Here is a 24,906-nt window from a genome sequence, read left to right on the forward strand (position 1 = left end):
CGCTCCCCCTCCACGGGTAGCGGATCCGGAGGCCGGGTAGCGGATTTCGTATTTGCGCGAACGGTGGTATCGGGAAGGCCCGAGTCCTAGGGTCGGCGCCACGACCAGCCCCCACCGGACGGGCGAAGCCTTCTACCCGAGGAGAATCGCTGTCCGAAAAGCGCAGGCACGACGACCCCATTCTGACCACCCGCCAGGGACACCCGGTCCACGACAACCAGAACACCCGCACCGTCGGGGCCCGCGGGCCGGCGACGCTGGAGAACTACCAGTTCCTGGAGAAGATCAGCCACTTCGACCGCGAGCGGATCCCGGAGCGGGTCGTGCACGCGCGCGGTTTCGTCGCGTACGGCGAGTTCGAGGCGACCGGGAAGTGGGGCGACGAGCCCATCTCGAAGTACACCCGGGCGAAGCTGTTCCAGGAGGCGGGCAAGAAGACCGACGTCGCCATCCGCTTCTCCACCGTGATCGGCGGCCGGGACTCCTCCGAGGTGGCGCGGGACCCGCGCGGCTTCGCGGTGAAGTTCTACACGGAGGACGGCAACTGGGACCTCGTCGGCAACAACCTCGGCGTCTTCTTCATCCGCGACGCCATCAAGTTCTCGGACGTCATCCACTCCCTCAAGCCCGACCCCATCACGTTCCGCCAGGACCCCGCGCGGATCTACGACTTCATGTCGCAGTCGCCGGAGGCGATGCACATGCTGGTCAACCTCTTCAGCCCCCGCGGCATCCCGGCCGACTACCGGCACATGCAGGGCTTCGGCGTGAACACCTACCGCTGGGTCAACGCCGAGGGCGAGAGCCATCTGGTGAAGTACCACTGGCTGCCCCACCAGGGCGTCAAGAGCCTCACCGAGGAGGACGCGGCGAACATCCAGGCCCATGACACGGGCCACGCCTCCAAGGATCTGTACGAGGCCATCGAGAACGGCGACTACCCCAAGTGGGATCTGGTCGTGCAGATGATGTCGGACGACGACCATCCCGAGCTGGACTTCGATCCGCTGGACGACACCAAGACATGGCCCGAGAACGACTTCGAGCCGAAGCTGGTCGGCACCATGACGCTCAACCGCAACATCACCGACCACCACAACGAGAACGAGCAGATCTCGTTCGGTACCGGCGTCCTGGTCGACGGCCTGGAGTTCTCCGACGACAAGATGCTGGTCGGTCGCACGTTCTCCTACAGCGACACCCAGCGCTACCGCGTCGGCGCCAACTACCTGCAGCTGCCCGTCAACAGCGCCAAGAACGCCACGGTCGCCACGAACCAGCGCGGCGGCCAGATGTCCTACGGCGTGGACCTGCAGGGGCAGAACCCGCACGTGAACTACGAGCCGTCCACGATGAACGGCCTGCGCGAGTCCGAGCCGACCGGCGAGGAGGAGGTGGGTCCCGAACTGCGCGGTCGTCTCACGCGCAGCGAGTACCACCGCACCAACGACTACGTGCAGGCGGGCCAACGCTTCCGCCTCATGGAGGACTGGGAGCGCGACGACCTGGTGAAGAACTTCATCGACAACATCGGGCAGGCCACCCGCGAGGTGCAGGAGCGCATGGTCTGGCACCTGTTCATGTGCGAGGACGAGCTCGGCCAGCGGGTCGGCGACGGCCTGGGCATCTCGGCTGACGACGTCCGCCACCTCGAGCCGCTGCCCAAGCAGCAGCTGACCGACGAGGAGCGCGAGCGCATGGCCAATCTCGGCAAGAACGGCCCCCGCGACGTGGAGGGCCTGACGATGACGCACTGCGTGCCCAACGAGCGGGTCGTCGTCGAGCGCTGACAGCCGCGCACCGGCCCGGCCGGCCCCCACCGGCCGGGCCACCCCACCGAAATCCGCTACCCGGAATCCGGATCCGCTACCCCGACAGGAGTAGCGGATCCGGGCGGAGGGTAGCGGATTTTGTGCATCCGGGCGGCGCCGTGCGTGCGGGCGGCGCCGTGCGTGCGGGCGGGCCGGCGGGCGGCGGTCAGTTGCCGGGAAGGCCGGGGATGCGGATCTCCGGCAGGCCCGGGATGCGGATCGGGCCGGGGCCGGGCGGCGGCGGGGGAGGTGGCGGTGCGTCGGCGTCAGCGGCGGGCTGCTCGGCCCGGCACTCGATCCGCTCCCGCGGGGGGTAGGTGGACGACACGGTGTCGGTGCTGACGGTGGTGTCGCCACGCTGGACGGTCCGGGTGACCCGTGCCGTGTAGCCGTCCCGTCCCGCGCTCGGGGTACAGCCGGCGGTGGTGACCACCCGGGTCGGCGCCCGCCGGACGTCCGTGCGGGGCGCCGTGGAGATACGGACGATGTATTCGCGAGTGCCCCACAGTCGGACCGTCACCGAGTTCCCGCTGCCGGAGGCGTCGATCACGAGCCCGGTGTCCTGCGCGTTGCGGAACCCCACGTCGGCCGAGGCCGTGGCATCCCGTCCGGCGGGGAACGCGTCGCCGTCGACACCACGCGACGTGCGCACCGGATCCTGGGCACCGGCCTCGAACGCGGCGTTGAACAGTGCGGTGGCCACGGCGTCGGCGGAGGTGTCCCCGGAGACCGTGCCGGCGAGCTCCGCCATCGAGAAGCTCTCCCCCGCGGGGATGAAGTGCCCGGCGAGCGAGGCGATCATCGACTGGGCCCGCCCGTTCGCGCCGACGGCCACCGTGAACTGACCGACCGGCTCGCGGATGCCGGCCCGTTCCGCCTCCTCGGTGGTGAGCTCGGGATCGCGGCCCACGTAGCTGACCGGCAGCACGCGCGGGCCCGCGGTGTCCGTGAGCTGGCCGGGGAGAGCACCGAGCAGCGGACCCCACTCGACCGTCCGTCCCTGGACCGCGGGCACGACCGTGGCGGTGGTCCCGCTGAACTCGAAGCCGGCGTCCCTGCCCTCCTGTTCGGTCGGCTCCAGGAGCGGCTCGAGGATCCCCTTGGCGGCGTCGGCGTCGAAGCGCGGCTCGAGCACGTCGCCCTCGCGGACGAAGGTCAGGTACTCGCCGATCCGATCGCGGGGGAAGACCACGGGCACGGCGTCGGGGTCGTCCGGGTCGATCATCTCGATCTCCCGCTCGGCGGACTCGGGACGCTCCCGGCCGGCGGGCGGCGGTGGGGCCGGCAGCCGGGTGGTGATGGTCGTGACCGGCGGCTCGGTCCCGTCCTCACGGATCCGGGAGGCCAGCAGCGTCACGTCGCGGGTGGCGGCGGGTTCGGCCACGTCCCGGATCAGTGCGCGGACCTGCTCGGCGTCGGTCTCAGTGGGCGTGTAGTCCACGGGCAGGTCCACGCCGTCGTCGTCGAGCCAGTGCTCGAGCACCGCGTCGCGGGAGTTCTCGATCTGCAGGCGCTGGCCGTCGAGCGGGATGGCCGACCGGACCTGGTCGCGGTCGAACCAGATGGCCCCCTCGCGGGGTTCGAAGTCGGCCTGCAGCGCGAGCCGTTCGAGGAAGTCGGTGAGCCGGGCGTCGGGGATGACGCTGGCGATGCCGACGTCGGTGGACCACACCAGGCTGATCAGCCGGGTGATCGGGTTGAGGGGCTGCTCACCGGCCCGGTCGAGCGTGCCCTGCCAGTCCACCGACAGTCCGACCGCCTGCGGGTCCAGCGTCGTGGACACGGCCCCGGCGCGGAGATCCACCTCGTCGTCGACCTGTGGCCCCAACTCCTCGACCAGGCGCCGCTCGGCGTCGGCCGTGGTCATCCCCCCGACCTCGATCCCGGCGACCTCGGTGCCGCGCGGTACGCGCCCGATGCTGTTGACCAGGTCGAATCCGTACAGCACTGAGAGCGCCATGAACACGCCCACGCCCGTGTGCAGCCAGCGCGAGTGCACGCGGTAGCTGCGCCGCTCGGACGCGGTCGGCCGGGGCCCCGCCCCCTCGATGGCGACGGGCCGGGCCGGGCCGCCGCCGGTGCTGGTGGACTCCTCCACTCGTCACGTCTCCTCACGAAGCGGGGCGGCGTCCCCGGCAGGGTGCCGGTCGTCAGACTCCCGCACTAAGCACTGTGCACACCACTATGACGGACCGGTGCGATGAGTGCAGCCCCCGCGCCGGGCGCGGGGGCTGCAGGTCAGGCGTTCCGGGACCGGGTCAGCGCTCGACGATCGCCGTGACGCCCTGGCCGCCGGCCGCGCAGATGGAGATGAGGGCGCGGCCTCCGCCGTTCTGCTCGAGCAGCTTGGCGGTGGCGGACAGGATGCGGCCGCCGGTCGCGGCGAACGGGTGGCCGGCCGCCAGCGAGGAGCCGTTGACGTTGAGCTTGGACCGGTCGATCGAGCCCAGCGCCTTGTCCAGCCCCAACCGCTCGGTGCAGTACTCCTCGGACTCCCACGCGGCCAGGGTGGCCAGGACCTGCGAGGCGAACGCCTCGTGGATCTCGTAGTAGTCGAAGTCCTGCAGGGTGAGGCCGTTGCGGGCCAGCAGCCGCGGCACGGCGTAGGTGGGGGCCATGAGCAGGCCGTCCGGGTTGCGCCCTTCCTTGCCGTGGATGAAGTCCACGGAGGCGGTCTCGGAGTCCACGAGGTAGGCGCGGACGGGCAGCTTGTGCTCGGCCGCCCACTCCTCGCTGGCCAGCAGCACCGCGGAGGCGCCGTCGGTGAGCGGGGTGGAGTTGCCGGCCGTCATGGTGGCCTCGGTGCCGTGGGCCTCGGCGTCACGCTTGCCGAAGACGGGCTTGAGCTTGCCCAGCTTCTCCTCGGAGGAGTCGGGCCGCATGTTGTCGTCGCGGGCCACGCCCAGGTACGGGGTGACCAGGTCGTCCTGGAAACCCGACTCGTAGGAGGCGGCGAGGTTGCGGTGGCTGGCCGCGGCCAGGGCGTCCTGGTCGGCGCGCGAGACGCCGAACTCGCGGGCGGTGATCGCGGCGTGCTCGCCCATGGACAGCCCGGTGCGCGGCTCGGCGTTCTGCGGCTGCTCGGGCACGAGGCTCTGCGGGCGGATCTCGCCGAGCAGCTTGAGTCGGTCAAGGTTGCTCTTGGCCGCGGTGAGCTTGATGAGGGTCTTGCGCAGGTCGTCGTTGACCGCCAACGGGGCGTCCGAGGTGGTGTCGGTGCCGCCGGCGACGCCGGACTCGATACGGCCGAGCGCGATCGCGTCGGCGACCTGGATGGCGGCGGCCAGGCCGGTACCGCAGGCCTGCTGCACGTCGTAGGCCGGGGTCGACGAGTCGAGGACGGAGCCGATGACGGACTCGCGGGTGAGGTTGAAGTCGCGGGAGTGCTTGAGCACGGCGCCGGCGACGACGGACCCGAGGCGCTCGCCCTGCAGGTTGTAGCGGCTGGCCAGCCCGTCGATCGCCGCGGTGAGCATGTCCTGGTTGGAGGCGTCCGCGTACTTGCCGTTCGAGCGGGCGAAGGGGATTCGGTTGCCGCCGACGATGGCGACCTTGCGGGGGCTTGTGGTCACGTGTGTCACTCCCGTTTGTTCTCGGTGTCCGGTGGCCCGAAACGCGGCCCTGGCAGTATTGTTACTCAGCAGTAAGTTACTTGTCGACCCGCAGTACCGCACCTTTCCCAGGAGATGATCGCCATGGCGCAGGGCAACCTCGACCTCTACTCGCAGTTCGTGACCTCGGCCCCCGGGTCATTCATCGCCGGCAAGGTCGGCCTCCCGCAGCCGGAGCAGCTGCGCCGTCACGAGGCCGGTCAGCCCGCCCTCCACGGTCCGGTCCTCATCGGCGGGGAGGGTCGCCTGGTCGAGCCCGTCCGCGAGATGCTCTCCGGGGACTACGAGCTGGCCGCCGCCGGCGCCGAGGACAAGTTCGCCGGCCTCGTCTTTGACGCCACGTCATTCAAGCGGCCCGAAGACCTGGTCGCGCTGTACGAGTTCTTCAACCCGGTCGTGCGCAGCGTCATGGCCAGCGGCCGCATCGTCGTCCTGGGCACGACGCCCGAGGAGACCGGCTCGGTCGAGGAGCGCATCGCCCAGCGCGCGCTCGAGGGCTTCACGCGCTCGCTCGGCAAGGAGATGAAGCGGGGCTCCACCGTCCAGCTCGTGTACGTCTCCCCCGACGCCCACGCGGGCGCCTCCGGGCTCGAGTCGACCCTGCGGTTCGTCCTGTCGGCCAAGTCGGCGTACGTCGACGCCCAGGTGTTCCGCGTGGGCGCCGGTTCCGCCACCGCCCCGTCGTCGTGGGACCGACCGCTCGAGGGCAAGCTCGCCGTCGTCACCGGGGCCGCGCGCGGCATCGGTGCGGAGATCGCGGCGGTCCTCGCCCGCGACGGTGCACACGTGATCTGCTGTGACATCCCCGCCGCGGGCGAGTCGCTCTCGGCCACCGCCAACAAGGTCGGCGGCACCTCCCTGCCGCTCGACGTCACCGCCGCCGACGCCGCCGAGGTGCTGGCCAAGCACGTCACCGAGCGTCACGACGGCCGCCTCGACATCCTCGTCCACAACGCCGGCATCACCCGCGACAAGACCCTCGCCGGCATGGACGCCGCGAGCTGGGAGTCCGTCATGGCCGTCAACCTCATCGCCCCCGAGCGGATCACGGCCGAGCTCGCCGAGAAGGGCATCCTCGGCGAGGGCTCGCGCGTGGTGGGCGTGTCCTCCATCGCGGGCATCGCCGGCAACCGCGGCCAGACCAACTACGCCGCCTCGAAGGCCGGCGTGATCGGCTTCGTCAACGGCGCGTCCGCCGAGCTGGCCTCCAAGAGCATCACCGTCAACGCCGTGGCGCCGGGCTTCATCGAGACCCAGATGACCGCCGCCATCCCGTTCGCCACCCGCGAGGCCGGCCGCCGCATGAACTCCCTGCAGCAGGGCGGCCTGCCGGTCGACGTGGCCGAGACGATCGCCTACTTCGCCAACCCCGCCTCCTCCTCGGTCACCAACAACGTGATCCGCGTGTGCGGCCAGTCGCTGCTGGGGGCGTGATCGGTCGTGGAATACACCCGCCTCCCTGGCATCCCCAACCTGCTCGGCCAGTACGGCAAGGCCGCGGTCGGCGCCCTCCCTGTCGTCGGCGGCTCCCGTGACGGAAAGTCGATGCCGTCGAAGGGCGTCGAGGTCACCGGCGTGCGCGTGGACGTGGCGAACCTCGCCGCCTACGCGCGCGTGTGCGGCCTGCGCCTGACCGACGAGCTGCCGCTGACGTACCCGTTCACGCTGGCGTTCCCCTTGAGCATGCAGCTCATGCTGGACCCGGACTACCCGGTGCCGGCCATGGGCTCGGTACACCTGACCAACGAGATCGAATCGCGTCGCCCCTTGCGGGTCGGCGACGAGCTCAACATCCGCGCGCACGCCGAGAACCTGCGCGAGCATCCGGCGGGGTTGCTGTTGGACGTGGTCACCGAGATCAGGACCGGCGACGACGACGAGCCCGCCTGGGTGCAGCGGTCGGGCCTGCTCTCCAAGCGCAGGACCTCCCTGACCCCGCCGAAGGACGCGCCGCGCCCGCCGAAGCCCGCGCCGCCCACCGCGGCCGAGATCGGCGACCCCACAGTGGTGAAGTCGGTGTCCGAGGCGCAGATCGCGGAGTACGCGGCCGTGTCCGGCGACCGCAACCCGATCCACGTCTCCGGCGTGGGCGCCAAGGCGTTCGGGTTCCCGAACGTCATCGCCCACGGCATGTGGACCGCCGCGACGCTGCTCGGGGTGGTCGAGGGCGAGATCCCCCGGCGCGCCCGCTACTCGGTGGAGTTCGGCAAGCCGGTGATCCTGCCCGCCAAGCTGGGGATCTACGCCCGGCGCGGAGGGGCCGGCGACCCGGCCTGGTCACTGGCCGTGCGCAACCCCAAGAAGCTGGAGACCGTGCACGCGACGGCGACGATCGAGGAACTCTAGGCCCCGCGGCGCACGCATCGACGAGAGCGTCCCGCACGCACCGCCCGAGAGGCGGCGTGCGGGGCGCTCCTGTCGTCTGGGGGTGTCGTAGGCGTCGGATATCGTCATCTGAGCCCTCGTGACATCCGTCGCCGGGGCCCGTTGCTCGCGACCCGTTTCCTGTGACCCGTTTCCTGTCACCCCGTTGCCTATCCCCGGAGGCCCCGTGTCCCGCTTGTCCCCTTCGCGTCCCCGCGTCCGCGCTCGAGCCGGCCTGCATGCCGGATCGATCGTCGGTGCGGTGACGGTCGCGGCCGTCACCGCGATGGTGGTTCCGTTGACCGCGAACGCCCAGAGTGCGGCGCCCGGTTCACTGTCCGGGTCGCTGGACGCCGGTTCATCGGGCTCGGCCGGGTCGGGCTCGGCCGGGTCGGGCTCAGCCGGGTCGGTCGGGTCGGTCGGGTCCGCCGGGTCCGCGGGTTCGTTGGGCGCGCCGGCCGCCCGACCCGAGGACCGCTATCCGGACGAGCCCCTGCCCGCCGGGCCGGGGGTCGAGGTGGAGACACTGGTCGGCGGCCTGACCATCCCGTGGGACGTGGTCCGCGATCCGAACGGCGTGGTGGTGACCGGTGAGCGCGGGACGGGCAGGGTTGTCGCGATCCACCCCGACGGGACGACCACCGACGTCGCGGCCGACTTCGGGGACCTGTTCACCGGCGGCGAGAGCGGCCTGATGGGTGTGGCGTTGGCGCCCGACTTCGCCCAGAGCCGCGAGGTCTACACCTGCCACTCGGAGAACTTCGCCGATGGCACGCCCGGTGACAGCCGCGTCACCGCCTGGCGCGCGGCGGACGACTGGTCGGCGCTCGAGGATCCCGAGGTGATCGTCCCCGGCATCGCCCGGCAGAACATCGGCCACCACTCCGGGTGCCGCATTCTCGCCCACCCGGACGGCACGCTCTACATCGGCACCGGTGACACCTTCCACGGCGCGGTCCCCCAGGACCTGCGGTCGCTCGGCGGCAAGGTCCTGCACGTGACCCGCGACGGCTCCCCCACCCAGGACCCGGCCCGCATCCCGGACGCGGACCCACGCATCTTCACCTTCGGCCACCGCAACGTCCAGGGCCTGGCCCTGCAGCCGGGGACGGGACGCCTCTTCTCGGCCGAGCACGGCACGCACCGCGACGACGAGATCAACCAGCTGCGGGCCGGCCGCAACTACGGGTGGGACCCGCTGCGGCCCGGGATCAACGAGCGCGACCACGACGACGCCTCGCCCATGACCGATCTGGTGAAGTTCCCCGACGCGGTCGAGGCGACGTGGTCGTCCGGCGATCCCACGCTCGCGACGAGCGGGATCGCGTTCCTGGACGATCCGTCGTGGGGCGAGTGGGACGGCGCGCTGGCGGTCGCGATGCTCAAGACCAAGCAGATCGTGCTGATGAGGCTCGACGAGGACGGGACCGGCGTGCTCGAGCTCGGGGCCGTCATCCCCGGCGAGCACGGCCGCATCCGCTCCCTGACCGCCGAGCCCGGCGGCACGCTGCTGGCCACCACCTCGAACGGCGGCGGCCGTGACGAGGTGCTCCGAATCCGGCCCGCCGCCGTTCCGGTGCCGCCGGCGCCGGGGGTCGAATAGGTTCGGACGGACGGAGGTTCACCCCTTCCCCGAGTCGTCCGACCCAGGAGCAGCCGTGCCCAGTCCCGCCTTCCCCCGCACCCTCGCCGGGCTCGCCGCCGCGGCGGCGGTCACCGTCGCCGTACCGCTCACCGCCTGCGCGCAGAGCAGCCTGCCCGGCGGCTCGTCCGGATCGATCGACACCAGCCTCATCCCGCCGGGCAGCCTCTTCCCCGCCACCCCGGGTATCGGCGCCGGCGAGGGCGTCGCGGTGGTGGAGGGCCCGGCGGTCGAGACCGAGACGGTCATGGACGGGCTGACCATCCCGTGGGACGTGGTCCGCGCACCGGAGGGGACCCTCCTCACCGGCGAGCGCGGCGGACGGATGGTCGTGCAGCGCCCCGGTGAGGAGCAGCGCGAGATCGGGATCGACCTGCCGGGCCTGTTCCGGCAGTCCGAGAGCGGTCTGATGGGCATGGCCGTGGACGCGGGCTTCGCTCAGAACCGCGAGATCCACGTGTGCTGGTCGCGGTCGCTCGGGGGCGAGCGTGACAACCGGATCTCCACCTTCGCCGTCGACGAGGACTGGACCGCCATGACGAAGGTCCGCGACACCCTCACCGGGATCCCACTCGGCGCGACCGGCCTCCACAGCGGCTGCCGCCTGCTCACCGCCCCCGACGGTTCCATCTACATCGGCACCGGGGACACCTTCACCGGCCCGGCCCCTCAGGACCCCGAGTCGCTGGCCGGCAAGAACCTGCACATCACGCCGGACGGCGACCCCGCGACGGGGGACTCGGTGGTCCACACGATCGGCCACCGCAACATCCAGGGTCTGGCGATCCACCCCGACACCGGCCGGATCTACTCCGCCGAGCACGGCCCGGACGTCGACGACGAGGTGAACCTGCTCGAACCCGGCGGGAACTACGGCTGGAACCCCGACGTCGGCGGCCGCTACGACCAGAACGTGCCGATGACCGACACCGCCAGGTTCCCGGACGCGATCGAGGCCGTCTGGTCCTCGGGCGCCCCGACGCTGGCGCCCGCGGACATCGAGTTCCTCGGCCCCGAGTGGGGCGAGTGGGCCGGCGCGCTGGCGATGGCCAACCTCAAGACACAGAAGCTGGTGCTGCTCCGACTGAGCGACGACGGCCGCTCGGTGATCGACGCCTCCGTGCTGCTCGAGGGCGAGTTCGGCCGGCTGCGGTCCCTGGCCCCCGAGCCGGACGGCTCACTGCTGGTGACCACCTCCGACGGCGACGGTCGCGACTCGGTGTTCCGGGTCAGCCCCGCCGGAGCCTGACGGCGGCCGCCGGGCGACTAGAGCGCCAGCACGCGCCGGGCGGCGTCGGCCAACGCGACCGCGTAGCCGGCGCCGTGCCCGGCCGAGTGGGTGGCGAGCGGGTGCAGCTGGTGCAGCGGCACCCGCTCCCGCCAGCCCTCCCGCAGCGGCCGGACCTCGCCGTAGCCACGCAGGATGTGATCGAGGTGCGGCGCGCCGAACAGGGCGAGCATCGCCAGGTCGGTCTCGCGGTGGCCCCCGTGCGCGGCGGGGTCGATGAGCACGGCCTCAACGCCGCCGTCGCCCGCCGCGCCGGCCCCGCCCCCGGCCGTCCACAGGACGTTTCCCGTCCACAGGTCGCCGTGAATACGGGCGGGAGTGTCGCCGGGGTGGTCGAGCTCGCCGGCGGCCACGCGGTCGCAGGCCCGCTCGACCGCGGCCAGGTCGGCACCGTCGAGGACACCCAGGTCCACCGCGATGCGCACGAACGGCCGGACCCGCTGCTCGGCGTAGAACTCGCCCCACGAGTCGGTTGGCCTGCACTCCTGGGGACGGTTGCCGATGAAGCACCGGCCCGCCCAGCCGTCGGCGGGTGCGCCCCAGGCGGCCGCGCCCGCGTCGTGCATCGCCGCGAGCGACCGCCCGAACCGCAGAGCCGCGTCCGCCGTGGCGCGACCCGCGGGGATCTTCTCCAGGGTGATCTCGTCGTCGTCGACCCCCGTCACCTCCACGACGCGGGGCCCGCCGGGGGCCGCGGCGAGCCACGCCAGTCCGGCGGCCTCGTGGCGGAAGAAGTCGGGCCCGTGGTCCGAGCCGCGTTTGACGAACACATCGGCGCTCACGTCATGGTCTCCTTCTCGTGCGCGGGGGCTCGGTCTGCGAGATCGGGGTCGGCGGACTCGCGGCCGGCGGGCGTGCGATCGGCACGGCCGAGCAGCGGCCCGGCCAGGGCGACGATGAGGACGCCGCCGACGATCATCGGCGTCACGGTCCAGCGCAGGCCCGCGACCTCGGCGATGAACCCGACGAGCGGCGGCGAGGCGAGGAAACCGAGGCGCATCACCCAGTTGAGCACCGCGAGCCCGGCACCGGGGGCCAGGCCGGGCACGGAGTCGGCGCCGACCATCGCGCCCGGGATGACGGTCGCGATTCCCCACCCCGCCAGCACGAACCCGGCGAGCAGGACCACCAGAAGGGTCGACCCGTCGAGCGTGAACGACGCGACGAACGCGGCGCTCGCGCCCACCATCACGAACAATCCGCCCGCGCGGGCGAGTCGGGCGGCGCCGAACCGTTCGACCAGCGCGTCGCCGCTGACGCGGCCGGCCAGCTGCGCGCCCTGCACGGCGATGAAGCCGAGCCCGGCGAGTCCCGCCCCGGCGATGGTGGTCTCGCGCAGGTAGAGCGCCGACCAGGTCTGGGCGAAGTCCTCGACGAGCTCGGCACAGCACGCGAACAGGCCGAGCGCGATCAACAGCAGGAGCGCGCGGCCGCCGGGGAGGCGGCGGGCGGCCGGGGCGGTGTCATCGGGTACTGCTTCTCCCGGCACCGCGTCGAGGTCACGGCCCCGCTCGTCCTCGGCGGCGGCGGGGCCCAGCCGCATCGGGTACGCGGCCGCGGCGGCCAGCGCGCACACCACGGCGGCCCCGATCATCTGGACCCGGACCGACGCCCCCGCGCCGGCGGCCACCGACCCGCCCGCGGCGCCGAGCACCGCCCCGAGAGACCACAGCGCGTGGAACCGGTTGATCAGCGACCGGCCGTGGCGCAGCTGCACGCGGATGCCGTGGGCATTCATGGACACGTCGGTGATGGCGTCGCACACGCCGAACGCCAACAGCAGCGCCGCGAACACGGCCACGACGGGCGAGAACCCCACGAGCGCGGCGGTCACGGACGCGCCGACCATCATGGCCACGGCGACGGCCCCGTCTGAGCGATGCCTCATGAGGGCGGGCGTGAGCAGCCCGCCGACCAGCGCCCCGGCCGGGTAGCAGGCCATCGCCAGCCCGAACTCCCCCGCGCCCAGGTCGAGGGCGCTCTTGAGGTCGGGCAGGCGGGGCACGATCGCGCCGAAGATCGCGCCGTTGGCGGCGAAGAGCAGGGCGGTCGCGGCGATGGGCCCCCGGACGCCGCGGACACGGGCCGTGTCGCCGGGGGCACGGGCCGTGTCGCCGGTGGGGCCGGCGTGTCCGGCCGTTCCGGTCCCGCTCGTCGAGGTCACGCCCGCCAGGGTACGGCCCGGGATGCGGCGGTAGCGTTGTGCGCGTGGAGCGGTCGACCGACGGGCGGGAGCGGGACATGTACGACGTGGCGGCGGAGGTCCGGACGGACGACGGCAGCACCCGCGTGGTGTGCAGCGTGCCGCTGCCGGTCGCGCCGGAGGTCGTGTGGGACGCGGTCGCCACGGCGGAGGGCATCGCGTCGTGGTTCGTCTCGTGCGCGATGGAGCCGCGGATCGGCGGGCGGATCGTGCAGTTCGCCGACCCGGGCGCGCCCGACCCCACGACCGGCCCGGAGGCCGCGGCCGAGGCCATGCTCACCGCGACCGTCGGGGAGATCACCGAGTACTCGCCGCCCACCGCCGACGCGCCGGGCGTCTTCGCCTACGTGGAACGTGACTGGATGGGCGAGGGCGTGCCCGTGCCGCCGTGGGAGACGTCGTGTGAGGTGGTCGACGACGACGAGGGCGGCAGCGTGCTCACCCTGCGGTCCGGGTTCGGCTCCGGCGGGGAACTGGCGGGACAGTCCGTGTCGGGCAGTGTCGACGGGTGGGCGCAGGCGCTGACGGTGCTTGCCCACCGGCTGACCCATCGCCCGGCCGGCGGGGTGGTGACCGTGGACGCGGCCACCGACCCCGTGCAGCAGACGGTGCCCGAACTGTGGGCCCGCGTGACGTCGCGACTGATCGCCCCTGCGTCGGGGGTCGGCCACAACCCGGCCGGTGGCTCGGGGAGCGGCTCGGGGAACAGCGGCGTCGTAGCGCGCTCGGGCGAGGTCGGCGGCATCGTCGCGACCGAGTCGGAGGCGTCGCGCACGCTCATCCTGTCCGCCCCCGTCGACGGGATGCTCGAGCTGTTCGCCTTCCCGGCGGGCGAGACGCATGAGGACGCGGCCGGTCGGGCGGCCCTGGCGTTGCGGGTCTACGAGTACGTCGACATGCCCGGCGGCGACGGCCGCCCGCTGGGTGCCGCGGCGGTCGACGTCACGCCCTCCTGGGACGCACCGCGCTGGCGTGCATGGCTCGAAGGGCTGCTGGCGGACTGATCCGCGAGCGGTGGACCTGCGGTTACGCGCGTCGGCGGGTCGGCTCGGGTCGGCCGGGGGTGACGGTGGAAACACGGCGGTACGGTGAGCCGATCTACCCTGTGCCCGCAGTAGGGTGACGGGGAGTACGACACGAGCGCCGGGAGGCGCCGTCCACCGACGAGGAGCGAGATCGCCAATGGCGGATTCCAACGAGACCGTGACCATCGCGACCGGCGAGGGCGCCACAGGCACGACCCTCCTCGGCATCGGGGCGTACCGCCCCGAGCGTGTGGTGAGCAACGAGGAGATCTGCGAGAAGATCGACTCCACCTCCGAGTGGATCTACGAGCGCTCCGGCATCCTCAACCGCCACGTCGCCGGTCCGGACGAGGGCATCGTCTCCATGTCGATCGAGGCGGCCCGCGCGGCCGTCACCTCGGCCGGCATCGACGCCGACCTGATCGATGCCCTGATCGTGTGCACGTCCACCAACTGGACCCAGGTGCCGCACGCGGCCCCACAGGTCGCCACCGCCCTCGGGCGCAACGGCATCGCGGCGTTCGACCTCACCGCCGGCTGCGCGGGCTTCGGCTACGGCCTGGCCGTAGCCACCAACATGATCCGCGGCGGCGGCGCCCGCTACGTGGTGGTCGTGGGCGTGGAGAAGATGACTGACGGCATCGACTTCTCCGACCGCAACACGGCCTTCATCTTCGGTGACGGTGCCGGCGCCGTGGTGGTGGGCCCGTCGGAGACCAACGACATCAGCCCGGTCGTGTGGGGGTCCGACGGAGAGCAGGGCAGCGCCATCCGCCAGACCAAGGATTTCAAGCAGTACGTCGACGAGGTCGACGCCTCCGCCGCCGCAGCGCGCGAGGAGGCCGTGCTCCAGCCCTTCCTGGTCATGGACGGTTCCAAGGTTTTCCGCTGGGCCGCCGTGCAGGTGTCCAAGGTGTGTGCACAGACGTTGGAGGCGGCGGGCGTGACGGCCGAGCAGATCCAGGCGTTCATCCCCCACCAGGCCAACGGCCGCATCAACTCGGCCATGGCCAAGCACCTCGGGCTGCCGGACTCGGTGGCGATCGCCAACGACATCGAGCAGACCGGCAACACCTCCGCCGCCTCGATCCCGCTGGCGATGGAGACCATGCTGCGGGAGGGAGAGGCCGAGCCGGGTCAGATCGCGCTGTGCATCGGCTTCGGGGCGGGACTGTCCTACGCGGGGCAGGTCCTGCGGCTGCCGGCCAAGCCGCCCGCGAGCTGACGCACCGACTCGCTTGACCCCGCGCCCTCCCGGCCCCACGACACGCCTCGTGGCGGGCCGGGAGGGCGCCCAACTAGACACGTGTTCATGGGACGCTGAGGGCGTGCACACGTCCTTTCCCCGCCGCTCCGCGCGCCGTCTGATGTCCGGTGCCGCAGCGGCTGCCGCCGTCCTGTTGTCCCCGCTGCTCGCGGCTCCCGCCGGGGCCGCGCCCGCTCCCACGATCCCGGCGCCGATCACCCCGGAGACGGCGCCGCTCGAGGTGGCCAGCGGCTCGGTGCAGACCCTCGGCGCGAACATCGCCGGGCAGGTCAGCGGGGCCGGGATGGGCCCGTCGGTTCACGCCGGCCCCGGCACCGGCCCGTCGAACTACGTGGCGCTCGGGGACTCCTACGCCGCCGTGGGCCGGATCGCGCCGGGCGCGTGGGGTGCAGGCCCGGTCGCGTGCGTGCGCACCTCCGACGCGTACCCGACCGTGGTGGCCCGCGCGCTCGGCGTGGGTACGTTCGTCAACGCCACCTGCGGGGGCGCAGTGGTCGACGACTTCCGGACCGCCGGACGGACCGGTGCCCCGCCGCAGTTCGACGCGCTCGACTCCGACACCGATCTGGTGTCGATGACGATCGGCGGCAACGACGTGGGATTCGGTGCGGTGATCGTCGCCTGCGCACTGCGTCCCAACACCGCGCCCGAGCTTCTGCCGCTCGTCGACGGCGCGACCGGGAACCTGTCGAAGGGCTTCGACCCCACCACCGGCTGCTCGGACGTGATCGACCGGCAGGCCGCCGAGGCGCTCGAGCACCTCGATGAGCGTTTGGACGGCGTGTACGCCGAGATCGCTCGGCGCGCGCCTCGGGCCCGCGTCGTGACGATCGGGTATCTCGCGGCCGTCCCGGAGGATGACGCGGTCATCCAGCAGTCGCCGTCGTGCGCGCCGTTCATGGCGATCAGCGCCGAGGAGCGGGCCAAGGTCCGCGGGTTCCAGGACAGCATCAACCGCGTGGTCCGCGCCGCCGCCGAGCGCAACGGCGTCACCGTCGTGATCCCGGATGAGCCCGGTCACTCGATGTGCACCTCGCCCGACACCCGCTGGGTCGACTTCACCGGGCTCGAGACCGGCGCGGTCCCGGTCCATCCGACCTCGGCCGGCCACGCCCACGTCGCCGACCGCGTGCTGGCGGCGCTCGCTGACGGCTGAGGGGCCGAGTGGTCACGCTTGAGGACAACTGTCCAGTTGCGTCGATCGCCGATCGGAACGGTGGTGATGAGGAGACACTGAGATCATGTCGACTCCTCATCGCCGCCGACGCGGCCCTCTCACCACGTCCCTCGCCCTCTCCGCTGCCGCCGTTCTCGTCGCGACGCCCGCCGCTGCCGCCCAGTCCACAGCTCAGCCCGACGGGGCGATCGCCGTCAGCTCGCTGGGCGCGACCAACGAGATCCCGGGCAGCGTCGCCGGGTCTCTGGGCTCTCTCGCCGAGCCCGCCTACCCCGAGTACGTCGCACTCGGTGACTCGTATGCTGCCTTCGGCGATCAGTCAGGCGTGGCGGCGCCCTGCGGCAGGAGTGCGAGCAACTACCCCGGCCTGCTCGATGCGAACCCGGCTGTCGGCGAGCTCACCGATGTCACCTGCGGCGGGGCCGTGACCGAGGACTTGTTCGAGGCGCAGCACCCAGGCGTCGCCCCCCAGCTCGAAGCCCTCGACGAGGACACCGATCTCGTGACGCTGTCCATCGGCGGTAACGACGTGGGTTTCGGTTTGATCGTCCAGTGCATCACCGGTGGCCTGCCGGGCTCCCCCCGCGACTGCGAGAGTGAGCTGGGCACTACGGTGAGCGGTCTCATCGCTGACGTGTACGGCGAAGACGGCGCGGTCGCCGACATCTACGCCGAGATCGCCGAGCGCTCGCCCGATGCGACGGTGATCGCGACCCAGTACCTGCCCCTGATGCCCGCCGATGACGCGGACGGCTGTGCGTTCACCCAGTTCGTCGGGGACGAGAACCTGGAGTGGGCCCGCGAGATCACCCAGGAGATCAACGACGCGGTCGACGAGGCGGCCCGCCGCAACGGCCACGTCTCGGTGCTGCCCGTCGATGACACGGACCGCAGTGGCTGTGCTCCGGCGGACGAGCGGTGGGTCGTGTTCGCCGATGGCTCCGAGAACAATGCGGCGCCGTTCCACCCCACCGCCCTCGGCCAGCAGGCGATGGCGGCCGCGATCGCCGCGGCGCTCTGATCCAGTCTGCCCCGATCCGGTCCGCCGCGGCCAGCACCGCAGCCGCTCCTCGGGATGGCGTCTCGCACACACCGCGGGGCGGGCGAGACGCCATCGGCAGCGGCGGCTGCGGAGAGAACGCGGGCATCAGCCCTCGAACAGCGTCTGCCCCACGTAGCCTCCCTCGGGCGCGCCGGGCGGGAGCGCGAACACGGCGGAGCCGATGGGAATCGTCCACGTGTTGAGAGCGTCCTGTTCGGCGAGCCGCTGCTGGACGGGCACGAAGGTGCGGACCGGGTCGGCCTGATAGGCAGTGAACAACAGCCCGGAGTTGCTGATCTCGCCACCCTCCGGCGGGTCGTCGTAGTTGTACGGCCGCCGCAGCATGGCCTCGCCCCGGTTCCGCTGCCGGGCCCGGGCGATGTGCGATTCCGGGGGGATGACGGGCAGGCCCACCTCGTCGATCGCGTCGAAGTCCGGCGGGTCGTGCTCGGCCGTCCCGGTCAGCGGAGCGCCGGTGTCGAGCCGCCGCCCCACGCTCAGCTCGCGCGAGGTGCGGTCGATCTCCTCCCAGGTGTCCATCGTCATCCGGATCCGTCGCAGCACCAGCGACGATCCACCCCGCATCCAGCGTTGATCGCTGCCGTCGGAGAACAGGATCTGGTCGAAGTCCACGTCGTCCGGCCGCGGGTTCTCGGTGCCGTCGATCTGCCCGAACAGATTGCGTTGCGTCCGCCCGCTGGGGTCGGTGCCGACGGCCTTGCGAAAGCCCCGCTGTGCCCACCGCTGCCGCGCGACGCCCCGCACGCTTGATGCGAGGATCCGGGCGGCGTGCGAGACGATCAGCGGGTCGTCAGCGCAGATCTGCAGGAGCAGGTCGCCCTCCGACCACCGGTCCTCTAGCTGGTCGATCTGCGGGAACGCGGGCAGTTGCGCGAGCCACGAGGGCCGTTTCTCCGGTATCCCGGCGGCGTCGAAGAACCCCGGCCCGAGGCCGATCGTCACGGTGAGACGCGCCGGGTCCTCGGCGAGCTCGGGCTCGAGATCGGCCAGGCCGCCCCGCCCCTGGGTGAGGCGGGCGGCGTCCTGGGACCAGGCGCGCAGGACGCCCTGGATCTCGGTGCGTGTCGCTCCCGGGACGATGTCGAACGCCACGAACGCCGCGTGTGATTGCGGTGCCGTGGTGATGCCGGCCTGGTGCGGGCCGTGGAACGGTTCCGTGGTGGTCCCCACGACCCGCGAGTCGGCGACCGTCTTCCAGTCGGCGATCGCCTCGTCGTCGACGACACCCCGCCCCGCGTAGCCCGCAGCGCCTCCGACCACGCCGCCGCCCACGACGGCGGCGACGCCACCGGTGAGAACGGACCGGCGGGACATACCGCGCCCGATCAGACCACGTCGGGCCTGGTCAGCCATCGTGATTCATGCCTCCGTGTGACTCGTGGCCCGAGCCGCCGACATACTCCTCCTCGCCGCCTTTGAAGTCGCGCGCGAAGACTGTGACGTCCTGTTCGGCGCCGTCGAATTCGAGGGTCAGCGTGATCTCCTGGCCGGTGGTGATGGGCTCGTCGAGGTCCATGAGCATGATGTGGTTTCCGCCGGGCTCCAGGACGAGCTCGCCGCCGGCGGGGATGACGAAGCCGTCCTCGCGTTCCTTCATCATCATGCCGCTCGCTCCGGGGACGGTCTCGTGGAGCTCGGTGCTGCCGCCGAGGTCGCCGTCGACGCCGGTGAGGTGCAGGTCGCTGTCACCAGGATTGCGGATGGTGCCGAAGACGCCGGACATCTCGGTGTCGGTGGCTTTGGCCCAGCCGTCGTCGAAGGTCACCAGGGTGGTGGCGGCGCCGGTCTCGGCGGCCGCGTCACCGGTGTCGGCGTCGTCGGTGCCGCAGGCGGCGGTGAGGGCGAGCGCGAGCGCGGTGGCCGCCGCGAAGGCGGCACGGGTGTGGGTACGCATGGGAGTGTGTCCTTGGTGATGTGTGATCGTCCGGCCGCGGGTTGCGCGCCGGTGCGTGAACAGGTGGGATCACACGGTCACGGGCGGCGCCCGGGTTCCCCCGCGGGCCAGGAGGTACCGTCCGCGCGGGGCGTCGGCGTCATAGGAGGCCAGGAGTCGGGCGACGACGACGAGGTGAGCCGTCACGGGAGTGGGCAACACCCGGGCCGCCAGCCAGGACAGCGTCCCTGTCAGGATCGCCACCAGCGCGTGCGTGAGGACGATCGCGGCCAGGTGGGCGCCCAGCATCGGCGGGGCGAACAGCGCCGATGCCGAGGCCGCAGGGTCCAGGTTGACGCCGTCCATCGCGGCACGAACGGCCGCCGGGTTCGTCGCATGGTGGCCGAGCGGGCCGGCCGCGCCGTGCGAGTGCCCGGAGGCCAGCACCAGGTGGACGACCCCCTGACCGGCGACGAGTCCGGCCGCCGAGGTGAGGATCGGTGACCGATGCCGGGCGAGGGCCGCGGTGACCACGCCGACACCGGCGCTGGCGGCCGCGACCATGAGGATCTGCCCCGTAGTGGGCGGACCCGCCGCTGCACCGGCGGCCAGCCCGTGCGCGCTGATGCCGAACACGCCGCTGACCAGTGCGACCACGATTCCCACGACCGCGGTCACCACGGGCGGGACCTCGGCGCGCAAGCGGTCGGCGGACATGACCCGATTCTAGGCTGGACCTACGACAGGGCCCCTATCCGGCGGCTGCGCCTTCTGCGGTGGTGTCCTCCACGGCGGCGCCCTCTGCGCGCGTGCCCTCGGTGGTGGTCGCGAGGCGGGCGCGCTCCTCGTCGGCAAGGCCCGCCTCTATGCGCGCGAGCATATGCGGGCTCATGTCGGGCAGGTCGTCGATCGCGAACCAGCGGGCGTCGGTGTTCTCACCGTCCGCGGGGTGCGGCTCGCCGCCGAGGTAGGTGCAGGCGAAGGTGTGGTCGATGTACTGCGCCCGGTCCCCGTTGGCATACGTGACCATTCGGGAGACGCCGAGGGAGGCGAGTCGGTCGACGCGGATGTCCACGGCAGCTTCTTCGCGCGCTTCGCGCACTGCGGTGTGGGCCGGGTGCTCACCGGGGTCGATGATGCCGGTGACGGGGGTCCACCATCCGTTGTCGCTGCGTCGGACGAGCAGGATCCGCTCACGGTCGGGATGGCGGATGACGGCGGTGGCCCCGGCGAGCCACAGCGGGGCGGTGCCGACGTGTTTACGGAGTTCGAGCACGAAGTCGGGGATGGACATGCCCAGAGGGTATCGGCCCCCTAGGACACGGGCGGCGGCGCCGAGATGCGGCGATCCCCCGCGGACCATATGGTCAGCGGGGGATCGCGTGGAGTCGGATCAGTTCATCGGTCGGTCAGACCGAAATGCGAACCCGAATCAGGAAGGCAGCTGCTGCTCGGGCTCGCACTCGTGCCGCTCCATGGAGCCGTTGTCCTTGAGGAAGTCGATCGCCTCCTGCGGCAGGTTGCAGACCGCCCCGACGTTGATCGCCGGGAGCGGCGGCAGGTTGACGCCACCGGAGATGGCCAGGCCGAGGCCGATGCTGCCCGCGGCGAGCGAGCCCACGGCCAGGATGGCACCGGCGTCGAGCGAGTTGCTACCGCTGGAGCCAACGATGTCGGTGACGGAGCCGAGATCGATGGTGTTGTCGGACGAGCCGGGGTTCGATGAACCAGCGGTGATCGATTCGAAGATGCCCTCAAGCGAGCCGGTCACGTCGTCGAGCGAGCCACCCTCGGAACCGCCCTCGAGCGAACCGGTCAGGCTGCCGAGAATCGTGGCCAGCGAGCCAGCACCCTCATCGGAGCCGCCCTCAAGCGACCCGGTCAGATCACCAAGCGAACCGCCCTCAAGCGAACCGGTCACGTCGTCGAGCGAGCCACCCTCGGAACCGCCCTCAAGCGACCCGGTCAGATCACCAAGCGAACCGCCCTCAAGCGAACCGGTCACGTCGTCGAGCGAGCCACCCTCGGAACCGCCCTCAAGCGACCCGGTCACGTCGTCGAGCGAGCCACCCTCGGAACCGCCCTCAAGCGACCCGGTCACGTCGTCGAGCGAGCCACCCTCGGAACCGCCCTCAAGCGAACCGGTCAGGCTGCCGAGAATCGTGGCCAGCGAGCCAGCACCCTCATCGGAGCCGCCCTCAAGCGACCCGGTCAGATCACCAAGCGAACCACCCTCAAGCGAACCGCCCTCGCTGGAACCACCCTCAAGCGACCCGGTCAGATCACCAAGCGAACCACCCTCAAGCGAACCGCCCTCGCTGGAACCACCCTCAAGCGACCCGGTCAGATCACCAAGCGAACCACCCTCAAGCGAACCGCCCTCGCTGGAACCACCCTCAAGCGACCCGGTCAGATCACCAAGCGAACCACCCTCAAGCGAACCGCCCTCGCTGGAACCACCCTCAGACGAACCACCGATGTTGTCTAGCGACCCCGTCAACTGATCGGAGCCGGTACCGCCGGACGAGTCCACGTCCCCGGTCGAACCGAGCGCAGCGCCGAGCGCGACAGAGCCCACTACGGCGCTGACACCGATGCCGATCTCAACGCTCTGCGCGTTGGCAACACCCGGCATGGAGCCGAGCGCTAGCCCGGAGGCCGCGATGACCGCGATCATCCGCTTCTGGTTCTTCATAGGAATTGCCTTCCTTAGTGGTTGACGACCCGGCGACGGGCATTGACTCCCCCACGCCACCCGGTCCGGCATGTGGCCTTGGCCACCGCCTTCGGATCGTGTCGTCACTCTATCGGGGCATTTCAAAGTCGTGTTACAGGGAATGCTTGGCTGGAACAGTTTGAGGGGCTACGTAACGCAAGGGGCAGCGGACGCAGGTAGGCGGCGTCCCCGAAGTCGCACAACGGTTATCGGCCGACTACCTCGTCTTACGCTTAACCTAATGAGTGAAACGACGCTTATTTATTTGACGTGTAACTCGCCCAGTGAGTTTCCTCACTACTTCACCCCCTGAATGCCGGATCGGTCACTCGGAACCGCCACGTGCGCCCCACGACGTCCAAAGTTGAGGTTAACCTCGTATTGCTGTCCCCGAGAACCAGGAGCGTCATGACACCGAGCACGACCGGAGTCCTCTTCCCCACCGATTCCGACGGAAACCGCTCCACCGGACGGCTGGCCAAGGACGTCGTCGCCGACGCACTCGCCACCGTCGACCCCGCCGCGGCCGAACGCGTCCACCGCATCAAGGACTGGCGCAAGGGCTACATCGAACCCTTCACCGAGCTCGTGCGGGTCGGGGTCGACGACCCGGCGAACTGGGACGGAGTCGCCCGAGCGGCGCTCGACTCACTGCAGTCCCGGATGGTCGGCGTCCACGAGGAGGACGGCCAACTGGCGGAGACCCCGATGACGGACTACCTCGCCGTCGTCACCCCCACCCCGACGCCCGGAACCGAGACGATCCAGGGCACGGCGACCCCCGTCCACGAACTCTCCATCCCCTACCGCGGCGAGGAACTGTCCGGCGACCTCCTCCGCGCGCGCCTCGACACCTGGGTCGCGGCCGGCGTCATCGAGCCCAGCTGCGCCGACGCCCTCAAACTCGTCCAGGACAACCCCGAGTGGCTCTCGCTCCCCGGCCGCGCGATGCTCGTCCTGGGCCTCGGATCCGAGATGGGGCCGGCGCGGAATCTCCTGCGCTGGGGCGCCGACGTGCTGGGCGTCGACCTGCCTTCGAGCCCCGCATGGGACCGCTTCCGCGCCGAGGACTCCACCTTCGCCGGCCGCCTGCACATCCCCACCGACGCCGACGGCCGCGCCGGGATCAACCTGCTCACCGAGCTGCCCGAGCTCGCAGCCTGGGCCCGAGCCTCCGCCCCCGCCCCACTCACAGTGGGCAGCTACTTCTACGCGGACGGCGGGACCCACGTGCAGCTGTCCTCGGCGGCGGACGCCCTCGTCGTCGACCTCCTCGGCGACAACACCGCCGACGCGGTGGCCTACCTGGCCACCCCGATGGACACCTTCGTCGTCCCCGCCGACGTCCGGGAGGCCTCCGACGCCGCGCTGGCCGCCCGCAAGGCCATCGACATCAAGAAGATCGTCGGCACCCTCACCGGCGGCCGCGTGTTCCACCGCAACTACGAGCCCGGCACCGGCCCCGCGGTCCACGACGCACTGGTCCCCCAGCAGGGCCCCAACTACACGCTCGCCAAGCGCGTCCAGCGCTGGCGCGCCACCACCGCGTTCGCCGACGGCCACACCGTCTCCGTCAATGTCGCCCCCGCCACCGACACCCACTCGGTGACCAAGAACAAGATCCTCGCCAACACCTACAAGGGGGCCGGCGCGTTCGGGATCGAGATCTTCGACCCCGCCACCTCCTCAGCGATGCTCGCCGCGCTCATGGTCCACGACCTCAACGTGGGCCGGCCGACGGTCGACGTGCAGTGGCAGCACGAGTCGTCCGGCGCCGCGTCCGGCGGGCTGTGGCGCCAGCCGTACCTGCCGCGGACCGCGCTGCCGGTGGCCGCGTTGCTCGGTACCGTGAAGAGGTAGAAACGCACCTTCGCCGTCGCCGACAAAAGGACCCCGCCATGCCTAACCCGTTCTCCAAAGGCTGGAACTACCTCAAGGCCTCGCTGGACAAGTCGGTCGACGACAACGCGGACCCCAAAGTCCTCGTCCACCAGGCCATGAACAACGCCCGGCAGCAGCACAAGTCCGTAGCCGACCAGGCCGCCGCGGTGATCGGCAACGCCAAGCAGCTCGAGATCGCCATGGGCACCAAGGCCCGCCAGCTCGACGAGGTGCAGGGCCAGGTCCGTCAGACCCTGCAGGTCGCCGAGCAGGCGCGCGCCGAGGGCGACACCGCCCGGGCCCAGCAGTTCGACGCCCAGGCCGAGCAGCTCGCCGGCCGCCTCGTGGCGCTGGAGCAGGACCTGGAGAACACCCGTCAGCTCCACGGCCAGGCGGTACAGGCCGCCGAGCAGGCCAAGCAGGCTGTCAAGGAGTCCGAGCAGCGGCTGCGCGAGACGCTCGCGCAGGAGGACCAGCTGCTGCTGCAGGCCACCCAGGCCGAGATGCAGCACCGTTCCACCGAGTCCATGGCCTCACTGCAGGGCGCCGGCGGCGGCAACTCCCCGACGTTCGACGAGATCCGCGCCAAGATCGAGGGCCGCTACACCACCGCGCTCGGCAAGCAGGAGCTCGCCGAGGCCACCGGCGCCCCGTCCACCGCCCAGCTCGACGCCGCCGCCTTCACCCGGGAGTCGGAGGGCAAGTCGAAGCTCGAGCAGATCCGCGCGTCGATGGGCCTGTCGTCCGGGTCCGATGCGGGCGCCGATCGTCAGCTGACGGACGGTGGCGGGCAGACCGGCGCCTCGGCCGGTCAGGCCGAGCAGTCCAGCCAGGCCGAGCCGGCCGGGGCGGCCGAGCAGGCGGACCCCGAGGCCCCGCGCAACCCCGACGAGGCCACCGATCAGCCGGGTCCCGAGGACCTCTCGGGGCCGACGTTGCCCCGCGATACCAGGGAGTAACGCCCCGCGGGCCGGATCGGCGATCT

The 24,906-nt window shown here is 71.6% G+C and carries 20 protein-coding genes; 11 read left to right on the top strand and 9 right to left on the bottom strand.

Annotation, left to right across the window (positions count from 1 at the left end; all coding sequences use genetic code 11):
* Positions 1–149: 149 nt before the first annotated feature.
* Positions 150–1,790 carry a catalase gene (locus tag VYL96_RS14180; protein WP_131885852.1) on the top strand — a complete coding sequence of 547 codons (1,641 nt, stop codon included), beginning with the start codon at positions 150–152 and terminating at the stop codon, positions 1,788–1,790.
* A 187-nt stretch (positions 1,791–1,977) separates the two neighbouring features.
* Here the strand turns inward: VYL96_RS14180 and VYL96_RS14185 are convergent, their stop codons facing one another.
* Together VYL96_RS14185 and VYL96_RS14190 are read right to left on the bottom strand one after the other, a co-directional pair.
* Complete coding sequence (locus VYL96_RS14185) at positions 1,978–3,909, bottom strand: VanW family protein (RefSeq protein ID WP_131885851.1); 1,932 nt, start codon at positions 3,907–3,909, stop codon at positions 1,978–1,980.
* A gap of 160 nt (positions 3,910–4,069) precedes the next feature.
* Positions 4,070–5,383 (bottom strand): acetyl-CoA C-acetyltransferase, encoded by a 1,314-nt coding sequence (locus tag VYL96_RS14190; RefSeq protein ID WP_131885850.1) that lies wholly within the window; start codon positions 5,381–5,383, stop codon positions 4,070–4,072.
* A gap of 123 nt (positions 5,384–5,506) precedes the next feature.
* Here VYL96_RS14190 and VYL96_RS14195 point away from each other — a divergent pair, with 123 nt between their 5' ends.
* The 4 genes from VYL96_RS14195 to VYL96_RS14210 all read left to right on the top strand — a co-directional run bounded on the left by VYL96_RS14195 (position 5,507) and on the right by VYL96_RS14210 (position 10,677).
* Positions 5,507–6,856 (top strand): 3-oxoacyl-ACP reductase, encoded by a 1,350-nt coding sequence (locus VYL96_RS14195; protein ID WP_131885895.1) that lies wholly within the window; start codon positions 5,507–5,509, stop codon positions 6,854–6,856.
* Positions 6,857–6,862: 6 nt separating this feature from the next.
* Entirely contained in the window at positions 6,863–7,768 is a 906-nt protein-coding gene (locus tag VYL96_RS14200) for a MaoC/PaaZ C-terminal domain-containing protein (RefSeq protein ID WP_131885849.1), read from the top strand.
* 280 nt (positions 7,769–8,048) lie between these two features.
* The gene (locus VYL96_RS14205) at positions 8,049–9,389 is read left to right on the top strand and encodes a PQQ-dependent sugar dehydrogenase (protein ID WP_232303038.1); all 1,341 of its coding nucleotides are present in this window, start codon (positions 8,049–8,051) and stop codon (positions 9,387–9,389) included.
* Positions 9,390–9,444: 55 nt separating this feature from the next.
* Complete coding sequence (locus VYL96_RS14210; RefSeq protein WP_061914590.1) at positions 9,445–10,677, top strand: PQQ-dependent sugar dehydrogenase; 1,233 nt, start codon at positions 9,445–9,447, stop codon at positions 10,675–10,677.
* A 17-nt stretch (positions 10,678–10,694) separates the two neighbouring features.
* On the opposite strand, the gene VYL96_RS14215 is transcribed toward VYL96_RS14210, so the two are convergent.
* Both VYL96_RS14215 and VYL96_RS14220 read right to left on the bottom strand, forming a co-directional pair.
* The gene (locus tag VYL96_RS14215) at positions 10,695–11,498 is read right to left on the bottom strand and encodes a fructosamine kinase family protein (RefSeq protein ID WP_109148524.1); all 804 of its coding nucleotides are present in this window, start codon (positions 11,496–11,498) and stop codon (positions 10,695–10,697) included.
* The gene (locus VYL96_RS14220; protein ID WP_232303037.1) at positions 11,495–12,880 is read right to left on the bottom strand and encodes an MFS transporter; all 1,386 of its coding nucleotides are present in this window, start codon (positions 12,878–12,880) and stop codon (positions 11,495–11,497) included. The genes VYL96_RS14215 and VYL96_RS14220 overlap by 4 nt, the downstream gene beginning before the upstream one ends.
* Before the next feature lie 44 nt (positions 12,881–12,924).
* Between VYL96_RS14220 and VYL96_RS14225 the strand changes: the two genes are divergently transcribed.
* From VYL96_RS14225 to VYL96_RS14240, 4 genes are all read left to right on the top strand, one after another.
* Complete coding sequence (locus tag VYL96_RS14225; RefSeq protein WP_232303036.1) at positions 12,925–13,923, top strand: SRPBCC family protein; 999 nt, start codon at positions 12,925–12,927, stop codon at positions 13,921–13,923.
* Positions 13,924–14,101: 178 nt separating this feature from the next.
* Positions 14,102–15,169, top strand: a complete 1,068-nt coding sequence (locus tag VYL96_RS14230) for a beta-ketoacyl-ACP synthase III (protein ID WP_061914587.1) — start codon at positions 14,102–14,104, stop codon at positions 15,167–15,169.
* 142 nt (positions 15,170–15,311) lie between these two features.
* Positions 15,312–16,367 (top strand): SGNH/GDSL hydrolase family protein, encoded by a 1,056-nt coding sequence (locus tag VYL96_RS14235; RefSeq protein ID WP_239550335.1) that lies wholly within the window; start codon positions 15,312–15,314, stop codon positions 16,365–16,367.
* 85 nt (positions 16,368–16,452) lie between these two features.
* The gene (locus VYL96_RS14240) at positions 16,453–17,409 is read left to right on the top strand and encodes an SGNH/GDSL hydrolase family protein (RefSeq protein WP_061229746.1); all 957 of its coding nucleotides are present in this window, start codon (positions 16,453–16,455) and stop codon (positions 17,407–17,409) included.
* Between the two features lie 126 nt (positions 17,410–17,535).
* On the opposite strand, the gene VYL96_RS14245 is transcribed toward VYL96_RS14240, so the two are convergent.
* The 5 genes from VYL96_RS14245 to VYL96_RS14265 form a co-directional block, all read right to left on the bottom strand.
* A complete protein-coding gene (locus VYL96_RS14245; RefSeq protein ID WP_131885848.1) occupies positions 17,536–18,804 on the bottom strand; it encodes a Dyp-type peroxidase in 1,269 nt (422 codons plus the stop codon).
* Complete coding sequence (locus VYL96_RS14250) at positions 18,797–19,345, bottom strand: copper chaperone PCu(A)C (RefSeq protein ID WP_131885847.1); 549 nt, start codon at positions 19,343–19,345, stop codon at positions 18,797–18,799. The genes VYL96_RS14245 and VYL96_RS14250 overlap by 8 nt, the downstream gene beginning before the upstream one ends.
* Positions 19,346–19,414: 69 nt before the next feature.
* The gene (locus VYL96_RS14255; protein WP_131885846.1) at positions 19,415–20,041 is read right to left on the bottom strand and encodes a hypothetical protein; all 627 of its coding nucleotides are present in this window, start codon (positions 20,039–20,041) and stop codon (positions 19,415–19,417) included.
* 34 nt (positions 20,042–20,075) lie between these two features.
* Positions 20,076–20,618, bottom strand: coding sequence for an NUDIX hydrolase (locus VYL96_RS14260; protein WP_131885845.1), 543 nt, complete (start codon positions 20,616–20,618; stop codon positions 20,076–20,078).
* A gap of 138 nt (positions 20,619–20,756) precedes the next feature.
* The gene (locus VYL96_RS14265; protein WP_329437803.1) at positions 20,757–22,019 is read right to left on the bottom strand and encodes a hypothetical protein; all 1,263 of its coding nucleotides are present in this window, start codon (positions 22,017–22,019) and stop codon (positions 20,757–20,759) included.
* A 429-nt stretch (positions 22,020–22,448) separates the two neighbouring features.
* Between VYL96_RS14265 and VYL96_RS14270 the strand changes: the two genes are divergently transcribed.
* Together VYL96_RS14270 and VYL96_RS14275 are read left to right on the top strand one after the other, a co-directional pair.
* Positions 22,449–23,900: a hypothetical protein gene (locus VYL96_RS14270; protein WP_131886674.1), complete on the top strand. Its 1,452-nt coding sequence runs from the start codon at positions 22,449–22,451 to the stop codon at positions 23,898–23,900.
* Positions 23,901–23,938: 38 nt separating this feature from the next.
* A complete protein-coding gene (locus VYL96_RS14275) occupies positions 23,939–24,880 on the top strand; it encodes a PspA/IM30 family protein (RefSeq protein WP_131886675.1) in 942 nt (313 codons plus the stop codon).
* Positions 24,881–24,906: the final 26 nt, after the last annotated feature.

The organism is Dietzia maris (assembly GCF_036287335.1).
In the GTDB taxonomy this organism is placed as follows: domain Bacteria; phylum Actinomycetota; class Actinomycetes; order Mycobacteriales; family Mycobacteriaceae; genus Dietzia; species Dietzia cinnamea.

Coding starts and splice junctions, on each gene's coding strand:
- VYL96_RS14195 (WP_131885895.1), top strand. CDS start 5,507: ATGGCGCAGGGCAACCTCGACCTCTACTCGCAGTTCGTGACCTCGGCC.
- VYL96_RS14230 (WP_061914587.1), top strand. CDS start 14,102: ATGGCGGATTCCAACGAGACCGTGACCATCGCGACCGGCGAGGGCGCC.
- VYL96_RS14235 (WP_239550335.1), top strand. CDS start 15,312: ATGTCCGGTGCCGCAGCGGCTGCCGCCGTCCTGTTGTCCCCGCTGCTC.
- VYL96_RS14240 (WP_061229746.1), top strand. CDS start 16,453: ATGTCGACTCCTCATCGCCGCCGACGCGGCCCTCTCACCACGTCCCTC.
- VYL96_RS14245 (WP_131885848.1), bottom strand. CDS start 18,804: ATGGCTGACCAGGCCCGACGTGGTCTGATCGGGCGCGGTATGTCCCGC.
- VYL96_RS14250 (WP_131885847.1), bottom strand. CDS start 19,345: ATGCGTACCCACACCCGTGCCGCCTTCGCGGCGGCCACCGCGCTCGCG.
- VYL96_RS14255 (WP_131885846.1), bottom strand. CDS start 20,041: ATGTCCGCCGACCGCTTGCGCGCCGAGGTCCCGCCCGTGGTGACCGCG.
- VYL96_RS14260 (WP_131885845.1), bottom strand. CDS start 20,618: ATGTCCATCCCCGACTTCGTGCTCGAACTCCGTAAACACGTCGGCACC.
- VYL96_RS14265 (WP_329437803.1), bottom strand. CDS start 22,019: ATGAAGAACCAGAAGCGGATGATCGCGGTCATCGCGGCCTCCGGGCTA.
- VYL96_RS14270 (WP_131886674.1), top strand. CDS start 22,449: ATGACACCGAGCACGACCGGAGTCCTCTTCCCCACCGATTCCGACGGA.
- VYL96_RS14275 (WP_131886675.1), top strand. CDS start 23,939: ATGCCTAACCCGTTCTCCAAAGGCTGGAACTACCTCAAGGCCTCGCTG.